Genomic DNA, 13,199 nt, shown 5'->3' with positions numbered 1-13,199 from the left:
CTTTGATGACCAACCCAGCGGTACGGTTAAAAAAATGAGGGTTTAACAGGTAAAATAAGTGTCAATTAGAGGCGGCTGTAAAGTCATCTATTACAAAATCTTAATTTTCTATGTCAAGTTTTTTTGTTTCGGACTATCGAGAGCTAATTTAGATATGAGTTTTACCTGCTCAATGACAGCCATGATTTGGGCATTGGTAAAACGGGAGGTTTTCATAGAATTTCTTTTAAATCCAACAACTTAAAAATCCTACTTTTAAGTCAGGCTAATGGGTGGGGGTATTGACATCAAACCGATCTAGATAATTAAGATAAAATGAAAAAGGTACAGGTAATTTTATTAATTTACAACATCAAAGCAATGTCCATAATTCAGCCCGCAATACAGATAAACTTTGAAAAAATTAATTCAGTTTTTTTAAACTTAATAGAACTGCACAACACTAAATTTAAAAACTATGAATACTGACATAAAAGCGCTCTTTCAAGAATTTAAAACTCTAAGAAATGAGGTAGGTGAACTTAGAGCAAACTATTTAGTGGTGAACAGAGGCTATAGCGACACGCTCGACTCGCTTAAAACCTTAACTACTCATGCAGCAAATTCTGCAAAAAGATCTGCTACTGCTGCAGGGCTCGCTTTAAAGGCAGCAGAAAAAGCAGCGCTGGCAGCAGAAACAGCAGCTTCGTCTCATATAATGGATGCAGCAAATGATTGCGCAGAGGCTGCTAAAGCAGCTGCTCATTCAGCTATGGAATCCGCAAAATCAGCAGCAGCAGCCTCTGCCTGTGCAGCAGCAGCGGTAGCTCATCAAGCAGAGGCGGTTTCATTACAGGCGGCCTCTGAAGCCGCAAAGGCTACTTTAATTGCGACAGAAGCAGCTGCCCTAGCATTAGAGATGGCTAAATCAGCGGAGAATTCAGTGAATAAACTTCGTAAATAAATTAATTAAACTTTACGAGCGGAAATCCAGCGCTGCTTAGGATTTCCAGCTAAAAATGACTTGGCAATTTTTTTTAAGGTACAGCAAGTAACCCTAGTGCTAGCCTCTGAAAAAATAGCGTGACCAGGGCAAGTTATAAAATAAATTCTTATAAAGTTAGTTGCACCGGAGCGCATACCGTATTTAACAATCCTGTTTGTCGAGCTAGTCAAATCATTCAGGCCAATAAATCCAAAAATATTTCCTGAAAAGATTGGATTTAATGTGTCTGTAAATTTGTAGCGTTATTCATCGAAAGAGTCAGAACGCCTAGATTAATGGTGACCAATGTGGAAGCCAAATTAGTATGGCCGCAACTCAAGCCACTCCAGAAAACTAAAAAGAATAGAATTTCATAAGGATTGGCAAGTTGAACCTATTCACCAAAAAAATCGACATATCAAAATAATTGCGTAGAAAAAACTGCAGGATAAAGCATAAAGCCAAAATAAATACTAAGGCAAGCTACTCCCGCCAAATTGACCTTGAATCGCTAGCAGTTAGGAATCTCAACAGGACTAGCGCCTTATGAACTACAACGACATAAATAAAATTTCGCCAGGATAAAACTAAATCAGGTATTTTGAGTGCCCTTATCTTGTTATGTTTGATCAATCCAATAACGAATCAATAAAACCAATTCCTCCGGGTTAACACGCTTGGGTACAAAATCATTCATTCCGCTAGCTCTGCATTCCAGGCTTTCCTCCTCCGCAATGCCGGCACTCAGACCGATAATAGGCAGATGAGTAAATTGCGCTTGCTGGCGAATAAGTCTGCAGGCTTCCAACCCGCCCATCTGAGGCATTTGAACATCCATCAGTACTGCGTTATAAACATTTTTTGATAAGAGGTCTAATGCTTCTATCCCATTATTAGCAAGGTCTACATTAGCACCGTAGAACTCTAAGAATTCCTTGAGAGCCTCTCTTACAAAATGCGTGTCATCTGCCAGTAAAATATGAAAGCCCATAAGGTCGTGTGGACTTTTATTGCTAGACATCGGCAAAGCTTCTTCCTGTATGTGCTTAATTTCAGCTTGTGAAAATAAACTTGAAGCCATACGAGCACTCTCTAACTCAGTAGTGAATATATCGTATGCAAAGCGATCAAAGTTTCCTTGCTTTAAATTTCTATCGAATATTTCTGCTGCCGCATGTAATGACCTTGCACCCAAGATACCAGCGGAGCCGATTAAGCTATGCACTCGCTTTTGCGCTGCCACATAATCTCGGCGCTCAATCTCTTGAGAAAGTTCATGCGCAGTCTCTTGCGTATCCTCATAAAACATGCGCAGCAATTGCATAACCATAGCCTCATCACCAACCATAGCTAAAGCATTTTTTACATCAAAACTAGGTAGACCGCTTAAACCAACTGGAGTCAAGATATTAAGAAAGTTCGAGCCCGAAGGAGGGATTTTTTTTTCTATAACTGCAACTTGAGCGCTCCTCACCTCTATAGGTAAATTCACCCAATAACTGAGCGTTTGTACTAAATCTTGGGGATTGACTGGTTTTGGTAAAAAATCATTCATACCGCATTGCAGGCAAGCATTGAGCTCTTCTTGAGTAACGCCTGCACTTAAACCCACAATCGGCAAGGATTGGTATTCAGGCTTCGTTCTGATTTGGGCGGTGGCCTCTAAGCCCCCCATCCGGGGCATTTGCACATCCATCAAGATGGCGTCATAGGCGTATTTGGATAAGAGATCTAAAGCCTCGATACCATTATTAGCAATATCTACACTAGCTCCAGAAAGCTTTAAAAACTGCCCCACCACTTGCTGGTTAATACGGTTATCTTCCGCCACCAGTATCTTGGCGCCAGCCAATCCCTTGCCTTGCGCCTGCAAGCTGCTGCCTAGATTGCCAGCTTGAAGCTTACGTTCTTGCATCTGAAGCTGGACTGGCTCATCAGCAGCCACGGGCAAGGTGAGCTCAAAACTAAACTGAGAGCCCTTGCCAGAGGCACTCTCAATCACAAGGTGAGAGCCCATCAGCGCTAAAAACTGACCACTAACAATCAAACCTGAGTCAGTCTCACCTGTGCGATGGGTAATCGAATTATCGGCCTGTATAAATGGATTGAGCAACCCCTCTAATTCTTCAGGACCCATACCAATACCTGTGTCCGTAATAGCAAAGCGAATCATTGCTTGTGACTGGACGATCTCTACCAAAGCTACATCAACTGTTATTGAACCTACGAAGGTAAACTTCACAGCATTACTCAGCAAATTAAAAAGTACTTGCTTAATTCGCAAGGCATCCCCAATAAAGTCTGAAGGCAGATCTTCATCAACTGTTAAGCGATAGGAAATTGATTTATCCAGAGCGCTGGCAGAAAATATGCCATAGACCTCTTGCAATATAGCGGACAGACTGAAGGGTTCTGACTCAACGGAAAGCATCCCCGCTTCTTTACCCATAGAATAATTTAAGGCTGGGATTGATAAACCAATAATGCCGCTCATGGGGGCGTGAATCCCATGACTCGTCATAGCCAGGCTAGCAACTTCAGCGGATTGCTGTACCTCCATCATGCTAAGTTGCGCTTGTTTCTGTGCGGTAATATCCACAAAAACCCAAGAGGTTAAGTTGGAATCATTGGCATAGCGTGCGCCCGCTAAATCAAACCACATAAAATTTCCAGATTTAGTTTTTAGTTTAATTTCCGTTCGATGCACAGGTCCCGAATGAGTTTCTGAGGGAGCATCCAATCCAAAGTGGATAAATGCATCTATATCGGGAAAAATTTGGGTACATGATGTGCCGATAATTTCATGAGATTCATAGCCAAGCAAGTGAATGAAATAATCATTCGCCCACTGATACACGCGATTCCGCATAAGAACCACGCCAACCATGTTACTTTGCAAGATAGCGCTCTGCTGCTCTAATGCTTCAAGCAACGCTAACTCACTTTTATGCTCAAAAATGTCATGAATAAAACCATGCCATAGGGTGCTTCCGCCCCCCAATGGGATTTTTTCTGTTTCCCTCTTAAGGAGGGTATTTTCAGAATTAGACTGATGTGAATCATCTAGATTAATAGGATCTTGTGACATCGGCCTCTTGACGTGTTGTGTAAATATTAAAATTTATATTCAATTTAGATATTAACTGGCATGAATTTATAGGAATGGATGCACAGTCCTTTCTTTAAAAAAGACTACTTTAGATGCTTAATTTTAAAAAAGCTACAAAAAATGCTGATGCGGCATTAATTTAATGTTCTGATTCAACGATCTAATAGTCTTGCTAAATATTTGTAGGAAAAATACTGACAAACTTAAACTCGTATAGCCTACAAAAAATATCGCACTCTTCTGACGAAAAATATGGCATTCCACTCATTTAGAAAATGGGCTAAAACAACAATACTATCGATACTGCAAAATTTAAACGCACTTGATAAATGAAAGAGCCCAGTATGGAAATGATCGGAAAATCTCAAGAAGACATCATGATGGAAATTCGTGATACCAACTTAAATTATTTGATGCTTTCACAACAAATGATTCGCACAGATAAAGTTTCAGCCATCTATCGCCTTGGCGTTAACCAAGATATCGCCGACTTACTTGAAGGCCTAAGCAACTCCCAGTTAATCAAACTTGCCAGTTCAAATGTTATGTTAGCCCGCTTTAGATTTGATGACAAGGCAATTTTGGGAATGTTGACAAGCCACACTAAAGGATATGCTCAAGCATTAGCCCATAGCTCCATCCTAATGGCAGGGCAAGCTGTTGAAGCAATCCGTTAACTTTTTTTGGATCAAGCCATGAAGGTCAAGAGCGTAGTAAATGAAGCAGAACAACTCCAATTAGCTATTCAGCTAATTAAGCTGGGGGCTCGCCTCCAATTGCTGGAATCACATACATCCCTATCCAGAGAGAAGTTAACCAAGCTATATAAAGAATTAAGAGGTATTTCACCACCAAAGGGAATGCTTCCTTTTTCTACTGACTGGTTCTTAACGTGGCAGCCGAATATTCATTCTTCAATTTTTATGAATATTTATTTCTTCCTTAAAGAAAATGCCGGCGCCAAAGGCATTGATGCCCTCACCAAATCCTATCAACTATACCTAGAGCAATCTCACAGCCTAGATCTCACTAATGAGCAGCCGGCTAGCGATGAGCCAGTATTAAGTCTGATCCGAGCTTGGACTTTAGTTCGATTTGTAGAGCAAAAATTGTTAAAGATGGAATCATGTACTACTTGTAGCGGCAGCTTTGTGGTTGACACCTATGATTTGCATCAAAATTATCGCTGCAACCTATGTCACATCCCATCACGCGCAGGAAAATATCAAAAATATAAAAAAATACCTACCAAAGCGAATCTGGCTATAGAAAAGACTGAGCAAGGACGGGGTGTGGGGATCTGACTGTGCCGTCCTATTTATTGCCGCCTACTCAGAGCAAATGGAGGCGTGTACCACCGATTTTCGTGGCCTTATTTGTACAGTTATTTGCCTATTGTATTTGCGCCATACTTCAAGAGCTTTATGAGATGCAAACCCATACTGAAGTACCAATACTTGCCACCTATGCTTTCCAAGGTTTAGTAGCGGGAGCGCTTACAGCAATATTGGGAATGGCTTATTGGTGGCGCTACATCCAAATCCTATTTCCGCCAGTAATCTGCCTGCTGACTAGATGGGATATACCAAGTTTCATATACCTATTGGCCCTCCTAGTCAGTGTCAGTCTCTTCTGGAATACTTTTCACACCCAAGTTCCCTTTTACCCATCACAATCTCACACGTGGGATGCAGTTGCAAATCTGCTTTCTGGTCACAAGAAACTGAGGATCATGGAGATTGGTAGCGGCCTTGGTGACTTCTCCATGAGGATTGCGCAGCTTAAACCACAATCTGAAGTTAACGGCATCGAGATTGCCCCTTTGCCGTGGTTAATTAGTACCCTTCGTAGCAAATTCAAAAGATCAAGCGCTAGATTTAAATTGGGCAATTATCAAAAGCTGAATTTTGGTAATTACGACATCATATTTGCCTATTTATCGCCTGCAGCAATGCCTTCACTGTGGAAAAAAGCATCCCAAGAAATGGTTAATCAGTCACTACTCATTAGCCATGAGTTTCCCATTCCGAATATAACGCCATCAAGGATTCTAAATCAGTCATTGACGACTAAAGCTACGTACATTTATAAAATCAGTCGTTAAAAACGAGATAAATAAATAAAGAGAGCGTAATCAGCCTTTATTCCAAGGATTAAAAGCGGGCCTCCATTGATATTCTCTGAGTCACTTGAGCTAAAAGAGGAAAAGTAGTGTTCGTAATTATTGGCTATATCGTCGTATGTGCTAGCGTATTTGGTGGTTTTGCCATGGCAGGCGGACATCTTGCTGCCCTCTTTCAGCCGCTTGAACTGCTCATGATCGGCGGCGCAGCCCTAGGAGCCTTTTTTGTCGGTAACGACATGAAGTCCATAAAAGCTACGGCTGCCGCTTTCCCGACATTATTCAAGGGTACTAAATACACTAAGAAATTGTATTTTGATTTGCTGGCAATGATGTTCGATATTCTTACCAAAATTCGCAAAGATGGAATGATGGCGATTGAGAAAGATGTCGAAGATCCTGAGCAAAGCACCATTTTCACAAAATATCCCGATTTATTGCATGATCATCACCTGATCGACTTTATTTGTGACTACCTGCGCCTCATGCTTTCAGGAAATATGGATGCGTTTCAAATTGAAAACCTCATGGACAATGAAATTGAAACGCATCATAATGAAGGCCATGTGCCCGTCCATTGCATTGCACGATTAGGTGATGGGCTACCGGCCTTTGGAATTGTGGCTGCTGTGATGGGTGTTGTGCACACCATGGAATCAATTGGAATTCCACCCTCAGAGTTAGGACTTTTAATTGCTCATGCATTAGTCGGCACCTTTCTGGGAATTTTATTAGCCTATGGATTTGTAGGCCCCCTATCGTCCCTGTGCGAACAAAAACTGAATGAATCCACCAAAATATACCAAACGGTCAAAGTGGTCTTATTAGCTAGCCTAAACGGCTATGCACCCACGATCGCGATTGAATTTGGACGGAAGGTTCTTTACTCCACCGAGCGCCCAAGCTTTATCGAGCTTGAAGATCATATTAAGCAAAACAAATCTAGGTAAGCCATCTACATAGGCACTGAAATAGATCAATGGCAAAAGCAGACGAAAAACCCTCGATCGTTGTAAAAAAGATTAAGAAAGTGGCGGCTGGTCACCATGGTGGCGCTTGGAAAATCGCCTACGCTGACTTTGTGACGGCAATGATGGCTTTCTTTTTACTAATGTGGTTGCTTGGCTCTACAGCGCAAGGAGATCTTCAGGGTATTGCTGAATATTTCAAAACTCCACTAAAGGTTGCGCTAGCTGGTGGCACGGGCGCCGGATCAGCTGACAGCATATTAAATGGTGGAGGGAAAGACCTTACTAAAAAAGATGGTGAAGTTAATAAAAATTCAAATGTCTTAACCCAGAAAACCAACGTCAATATTAGTAAAGCCGAACAAGCAAAAGCTGAGCTTGAAGTATTAAAACAACTTAAAGCAAAAATACAAGCAGCAATTGATGCGGATCCTAAATTAAGTAAATTTAGAAACCAGCTATTACTAGATTTGACGCAAGATGGATTGAGAATTCAGATTGTCGACGAGAAAAATCGACCCATGTTTGATAAATCGAAGGCTGAATTGCAACCTTATGCACGCGATCTATTACGATTGATTGGGAAAACTCTTAATGGCGTAAATAACAAAATTAGCCTATCCGGTCATACGGATCCACTGCCCTACCCTAATGGTGAAAAATCATATAGCAACTGGGAGTTATCGGCTGATAGGGCAAATGCCTCTCGCCGTGAATTAGTCTACGGCGGCATGGATGAAAAAAAGATCTTGCAAGTGCTGGGGGTTTCATCGGCTATTCCTTTAGACAAGAAGGATCCCTTAAATCCAGTGAATCGACGAATTTCCATCATCATCATGAATAAGGGGGCTGAAGAACGCGTAGAAAGAGATGGCGCAGTCATCGAGGCCGCCTCAGCCGAAGAGGTAGACAAGGCGGCTAAAGGCGTTGATAGCAATTCAAGAAAGCAAAATTAAGACTAACTATGACCTCTATTCCATCAATTGATATCACGCTACCTGCGATATTTTCTATAGGTTCAAATCCATCCGTGAATACGAGTACTCAATGTCGAAAATAATACTAGTGGTAGATGATTCCAGCTCAATGCGGCAAATGGTTGCATTTACGCTCACATCCTCTGGGTACAAAGTAATCCAAGCGTTAGATGGTCAGGATGCGCTTGAAAAAGCAAATGAGCAGCAAGTAGATTTGGTTTTAACTGATCAGAATATGCCAATCATGGATGGTCTCACCCTCATTCAAAATTTACGGGAGTTGCCCTTGTATCAAAAGACCCCCATTCTCATGCTCACCACAGAATCAAGTGATGACATGAAGTTAAAAGGGAAGGCAGCAGGAGCAACTGGCTGGCTAATAAAGCCATTTGACCCCATCCGCCTCATTGAGGTGATTCAAAAAGTGATTAACTAACGCCTGAGATATAGACAGTTATGACTATCGACATGAGCCAGTTTTATCAAGCCTTTTATGAAGAGGCTGAGGATCTGCTCGCACAAGCAGAGCAACACCTCATATCACTCAATGTCGAAGATCCCGATATAGAGAATCTCAATGCCATTTTTAGGGCTGCGCATTCGATTAAGGGCGGCGCCACTACATTTGGATTTAATGATGTAACTGAACTCACCCATATCTTTGAAAATCTATTAGACAAAATACGCAACCATGAAATTACTGTCACGCAGCAGCATATTGACACCCTGCTTTTGGCAAAAGATGCTATCCAGTCACAATTAAATGGCTATCGCTCAGGAGACTCCGTAGATCGTGATACTGAAGCGCAAATCAAGATGCAATTACAAGCCCTTACGAATATTAAGGAATCTGGATACAGCACAAATGCCAAGAGAGATGTGGGCGCTAAAATTATTGCGGACATCCGATACTATCGACTTGAATTACCAACGATCAAAGATAATGACGTTCTCAATCTCCATGCCGAACTAGAATTATTAGGAAAAGTTAGTCATATCAAAATGAAAAACGGTATTACCGTATTTTCACTCGATACAAGCGATACACCTGAAAGTATTGTATCTATCTGCTCTTTTATTGTTGAGCCGGAAGATCTCATCCTTACTGAAACTACTCAAGAGTCAGATTCTAAATTAACAGGTGAGGCTGAGAAAGATGGTTTTGAATTATTTATAGATATTACCGCTCCCATACCTAAAGCGCACTTAATACCAGAAGTGGGAGTTTCATTTAATGATGTAAGCCAAGAAAAAAAATTGGATCCCAAGACCTTAGTTACTCAAGAGGCAGCTTCAATTCGTGTAGGCATTGAAAAGGTAGATCAACTCATTAATCTTATCGGCGAACTAGTCATCACCCAAGCAATGATTGAGCAAAAGGTAATGCGACTAGATCCCACGGAGAATGAAAGCCTTGCTCAAAGCATTGGCCAACTGAATCGCAATACACGTGACCTACAAGAAACTGTAATGTCTATTCGGATGATGCCGATGGAGTATGTATTTTCGCGATTCCCCAGGCTAGTTCGTGATTTAGCTGGAAAGTTAAATAAGAAAATTGAACTTGCTACCGACGGTGCTAGTACAGAATTGGATAAAGGCCTCATTGAGCGCATTATCGATCCGCTAACGCACCTTGTTAAAAATAGCATCGACCATGGCATTGAATTACCAGAGATTAGAAAATTACAAGGCAAGAATGAAACTGGTCTACTTACTCTTTCGGCATCCAATCGGGGCGGCAATATCGTCATCGAGATAAGCGATGATGGAGCAGGATTAAACCGTGAGCGCATTTTGAGTAAGGCTCATCAAAATGGCATCCCCGTGTCCGATGATGCCTCAGATGAAGAGGTATGGCAGTTGATTTTTGCGCCCGGATTCACAACCGCTGAGGCCATTACCGATGTATCGGGTCGCGGTGTTGGCATGGATGTAGTCAAGCGAAATGTTGCTGCCCTTGGCGGTAGCATCCAAATTAAATCTTCTGCTGGGTATGGCACAACCATAACCATCTCAATGCCCTTAACACTAGCCATTATGGATGGAATGTCCCTTTCATTGGGGGGGAATATCTTTATCGTTCCATTGGGTTTAATCATCGAAACCATGAAACCGCGCGCACAAGATATTAATACCGTGGCTGGCGAGGGCTTAATGATTCATGTGAGAGGTGAATATCTCCCAATAATCCCGTTACAGGCAATTTTTAATCATGCAACCCTAGTTAAAAACCCAGCTGATGGCGTACTCGTCATTATTGAAGCGGAGGGAAACAAAGCAGCGCTATTTGTTGATGGTCTAGTAGGTCAACAGCAAGTTGTCATTAAGAGCCTTGAAACTAATTTTAAAAAAATTCAGGGCATAGCTGGCGCAACCATTATGGGCGACGGTTCGGTAGCGTTAATTCTTGACGTACCAGCCATTCTCAAGATGGGTCAACACAATCAATTAGAAGGCGCCTTTTAATGAATCAGAACGGTGAATTAGAAAACAACAAGATGACCAACCCATCATTAGAATCCCAAGAATTTCTTACTTTTGTACTTGGCAGTGAAATATACGGCATCGATATTTTGAAGGTGCAGGAGATCCGTGGGTACGACTCTGTGACGAGTATTGCCAATACTCCAGAATTTATTAAAGGTGTTATAAACCTTCGCGGACATATAGTTCCGATCGTTGACTTGCGAATCAAGTTGCACCTTGAAAGAATCTCTTACGATGAATTTACCGTTGTGATCATCTTAAATATGAGTGATCGCATTGTTGGCATCGTTGTAGATGGGGTATCTGATGTATTGCATCTTGGTGTGAATGAAATTCGCCCTGTACCGGACATTGTTTCCGGAATCGATACCAGATACATCATAGGTCTAGCCAGTATCGAGGATAGGATGCTCATTCTTGTCGACATTGAGCAGCTAATGGATAGCCACGAAATGGCATTGTTCGAATCAGCGGCCGTCATTTAATCAATCGACCGCCATCATTTTAGTAATTTATAGGAAATCATCATGTTCGCAAATTTGAGCGCGAGAAAAAAATTATTGGGCATTGTTGCCATTGCCACTCTAGCTATGGCTGCTATCACAATGCTGGCCAATATTGGGCTTTACCATTCTGCAGAAAACATCAAATCGATTTACGAAGATCGGATGGTTCCTATTCGTAATTTAAATGCTATTTCAGGCCTTTTGCTGGATGACCAAAATTTACTAAAATCTGCAATTTACGACAGTAAGCCAATGGCTGGTTCGCCTGAATCTGAGAGCACCATCCAATTGATAAGTATCTTAGAGAAGAATATATCCTCATCGGATGGATTATGGAAAAATTTTCTAGCTACAGCCTTAACGCCTGAAGAGAAGTTATTGGCTAATAAATTTTCCGAGGGTTATACAAAATTACTTAATACTGTTTTAAAACCAGCGATGGTGTATATACAGGGCAACAATGTGAATGAGGCAGTTAAATTAAGCTCACATATTACTGAATTAATTAATGGATCCAACCTAGAGATTGATGGATTGGTAAAAATTCAATTTGATCTTGCACTTGAAGCTTATAGGGAGAGCGTCAGCCGCTTTCAGAGCGCCCTAATTATTAGCTTATTAATAACACTCTCTAGCTTTGGAATAATGACTTGGTTTGGATTCAATATTACCCAATCCCTAAAACGTAGCTTAGGCGGTGAACCAGAAGAGTTAACCAAAACTTTAAATCGGATCGCCAGTGGAGATCTCGATTTTAGGATTCAGCTAGAGCATGGCGACCATTCTAGCGCTCTCGCAGCCATTAAATCTATACAGGAAAAGTTCAAACTGCTATATCTCGATACCCAGATTTTAGAAAAATCCGTTATCGAGGGCCATTCGAATACACGTATTCACGCCGAACAATATCAAGGCGATTTCAAAATTATGGTTGAGCGCATTAATTCTACGCTTGATACAACCGCGCAAGCTGCCCTAAGCCTTGAGGCAGACCATCATGCTGTAAATAAGCAAATTTTGATGAATTATGTAGAAGAAATACAAACCATTGTGATGGCGGCAAAGAATAATAACCTTACACTGCGAATCCCCATGAGTGGAAAGACCGGTGAAATTGGGCTTCTTTGCAATAGCCTTAATGAACTTCTCGATAGCATGGAAGAAATTATTTCGCAAATTAAAGATGCTAGCGAAACAATTAATACCGCCACCAAGGAAATATCCATCGGAAACGCCGATCTCTCACAACGCACAGAGGAACAGGCTGCGTCTTTAGAAGAAACCGCCTCGAGTATGGAAGAGCTCGCATCAACAGTTAAACAAAATGCAGAAAATGCCAAACAGGCTAACCTATCCGCCATTACCGCCTCGGAAGTTGCGCTTCGAGGTGGTAAAGCAATCAAAGATGTGGTTGCTACCATGGTCAATATCAATAATAGTGCCAGCAAAATTGAAGATATCGTTTCTGTAATTGATGGCATTGCATTTCAAACCAATATCTTGGCTTTGAATGCGGCTGTTGAAGCAGCCAGAGCAGGTGAGCAAGGTCGTGGATTTGCTGTGGTGGCCGCTGAAGTGCGAAATCTTGCGCAGCGCTCTGCTTCAGCTGCTAAAGAAATTAAAGGGCTCATTGGTGCCTCAGTAAAAAATACTGCCCAAGGCTACGATCAAGTTGAAAAGGCGGGTCAAACTATGGAAGAGATTGTAATTTCTACCCAGCGTGTATCCGATATCATCGCAGAAATTACCGCTGCTTCGTTAGAGCAAAGCTCGGGAATTGATCAGGTTAATAATGCGGTTGGTCAAATGGATAGCGTTACCCAGCAAAATGCTGCCTTAGTTGAACAAGCTGCAGCGGCTGCGGAATCTCTTATGGAGCAATCTAATATGCTCTCCCAGTCAGTTAGTCAATTTACCGTCAAGGGTGACGATCATCGCCCATCTCGAGAAACTCTACGCCCCACGTTTAGAAGCGAAGCCGTAGCCGAGAAACTGGCTAAACCTCACATCTCAGCGGCAACAAAAAATTCAACCGAAGATGCCGATTGGGAATTATTTTAATC

Annotated in this window: 11 protein-coding genes; 10 read left to right on the top strand and 1 reads right to left on the bottom strand. The window is 41.7% G+C overall.

The features are described 5' to 3' along the window. The first annotated feature begins 457 nt into the window (after positions 1-457). Positions 458-943, top strand: coding sequence for a hypothetical protein (locus tag ICN49_RS09500; RefSeq protein WP_216167830.1), 486 nt, complete (start codon positions 458-460; stop codon positions 941-943). Positions 944-1,583: 640 nt separating this feature from the next. On the opposite strand, the gene ICN49_RS09495 is transcribed toward ICN49_RS09500, so the two are convergent. Then, positions 1,584-4,052: a response regulator gene (locus ICN49_RS09495; protein ID WP_216167829.1), complete on the bottom strand. Its 2,469-nt coding sequence runs from the start codon at positions 4,050-4,052 to the stop codon at positions 1,584-1,586. A gap of 365 nt (positions 4,053-4,417) precedes the next feature. Here ICN49_RS09495 and flhD point away from each other — a divergent pair, with 365 nt between their 5' ends. The 9 genes from flhD to ICN49_RS11705 all read left to right on the top strand — a co-directional run bounded on the left by flhD (position 4,418) and on the right by ICN49_RS11705 (position 13,197). Then, positions 4,418-4,750: a flagellar transcriptional regulator FlhD gene (flhD, locus tag ICN49_RS09490; RefSeq protein WP_255535488.1), complete on the top strand. Its 333-nt coding sequence runs from the start codon at positions 4,418-4,420 to the stop codon at positions 4,748-4,750. Positions 4,751-4,768: 18 nt separating this feature from the next. Continuing rightward, complete coding sequence (flhC, locus tag ICN49_RS09485) at positions 4,769-5,377, top strand: flagellar transcriptional regulator FlhC (RefSeq protein ID WP_216167828.1); 609 nt, start codon at positions 4,769-4,771, stop codon at positions 5,375-5,377. 2 nt (positions 5,378-5,379) lie between these two features. Continuing rightward, positions 5,380-6,177, top strand: coding sequence for a class I SAM-dependent methyltransferase (locus ICN49_RS09480; RefSeq protein ID WP_216167827.1), 798 nt, complete (start codon positions 5,380-5,382; stop codon positions 6,175-6,177). A gap of 107 nt (positions 6,178-6,284) precedes the next feature. Further along, the gene (gene motA, locus ICN49_RS09475; protein WP_216167826.1) at positions 6,285-7,145 is read left to right on the top strand and encodes a flagellar motor stator protein MotA; all 861 of its coding nucleotides are present in this window, start codon (positions 6,285-6,287) and stop codon (positions 7,143-7,145) included. Between the two features lie 29 nt (positions 7,146-7,174). Continuing rightward, the gene (gene motB, locus ICN49_RS09470) at positions 7,175-8,119 is read left to right on the top strand and encodes a flagellar motor protein MotB (RefSeq protein WP_216167825.1); all 945 of its coding nucleotides are present in this window, start codon (positions 7,175-7,177) and stop codon (positions 8,117-8,119) included. A gap of 91 nt (positions 8,120-8,210) precedes the next feature. Beyond that, the gene (locus tag ICN49_RS09465) at positions 8,211-8,576 is read left to right on the top strand and encodes a response regulator (RefSeq protein WP_216167824.1); all 366 of its coding nucleotides are present in this window, start codon (positions 8,211-8,213) and stop codon (positions 8,574-8,576) included. A 20-nt stretch (positions 8,577-8,596) separates the two neighbouring features. Then, positions 8,597-10,609, top strand: coding sequence for a chemotaxis protein CheW (locus ICN49_RS09460; protein ID WP_216167823.1), 2,013 nt, complete (start codon positions 8,597-8,599; stop codon positions 10,607-10,609). Continuing rightward, positions 10,609-11,115 carry a chemotaxis protein CheW gene (locus tag ICN49_RS09455; protein ID WP_216167822.1) on the top strand — a complete coding sequence of 169 codons (507 nt, stop codon included), beginning with the start codon at positions 10,609-10,611 and terminating at the stop codon, positions 11,113-11,115. Before ICN49_RS09460 ends, ICN49_RS09455 begins: the two co-directional genes overlap by 1 nt. Before the next feature lie 42 nt (positions 11,116-11,157). After that, positions 11,158-13,197 (top strand): methyl-accepting chemotaxis protein, encoded by a 2,040-nt coding sequence (locus ICN49_RS11705; protein ID WP_216167821.1) that lies wholly within the window; start codon positions 11,158-11,160, stop codon positions 13,195-13,197. Positions 13,198-13,199 lie beyond the last annotated feature (2 nt).

Source organism: Polynucleobacter finlandensis (assembly GCF_018881755.1).
In the GTDB taxonomy this organism is placed as follows: Bacteria; Pseudomonadota; Gammaproteobacteria; order Burkholderiales; family Burkholderiaceae; genus Polynucleobacter; species Polynucleobacter finlandensis.
This window is presented reverse-complemented; position numbering and strand designations above follow the sequence as displayed.

What these genes read in the sequence shown, in the direction of transcription:
- ICN49_RS09500 (WP_216167830.1), top strand. Translation starts at nt 458, where the DNA reads ATGAATACTGACATAAAAGCGCTCTTTCAAGAATTTAAAACTCTAAGA.
- ICN49_RS09495 (WP_216167829.1), bottom strand. Translation starts at nt 4,052, where the DNA reads ATGTCACAAGATCCTATTAATCTAGATGATTCACATCAGTCTAATTCT.
- flhD (WP_255535488.1), top strand. Translation starts at nt 4,418, where the DNA reads ATGGAAATGATCGGAAAATCTCAAGAAGACATCATGATGGAAATTCGT.
- flhC (WP_216167828.1), top strand. Translation starts at nt 4,769, where the DNA reads ATGAAGGTCAAGAGCGTAGTAAATGAAGCAGAACAACTCCAATTAGCT.
- motB (WP_216167825.1), top strand. Translation starts at nt 7,175, where the DNA reads ATGGCAAAAGCAGACGAAAAACCCTCGATCGTTGTAAAAAAGATTAAG.
- ICN49_RS09465 (WP_216167824.1), top strand. Translation starts at nt 8,211, where the DNA reads ATGTCGAAAATAATACTAGTGGTAGATGATTCCAGCTCAATGCGGCAA.
- ICN49_RS09460 (WP_216167823.1), top strand. Translation starts at nt 8,597, where the DNA reads ATGACTATCGACATGAGCCAGTTTTATCAAGCCTTTTATGAAGAGGCT.
- ICN49_RS09455 (WP_216167822.1), top strand. Translation starts at nt 10,609, where the DNA reads ATGAATCAGAACGGTGAATTAGAAAACAACAAGATGACCAACCCATCA.
- ICN49_RS11705 (WP_216167821.1), top strand. Translation starts at nt 11,158, where the DNA reads ATGTTCGCAAATTTGAGCGCGAGAAAAAAATTATTGGGCATTGTTGCC.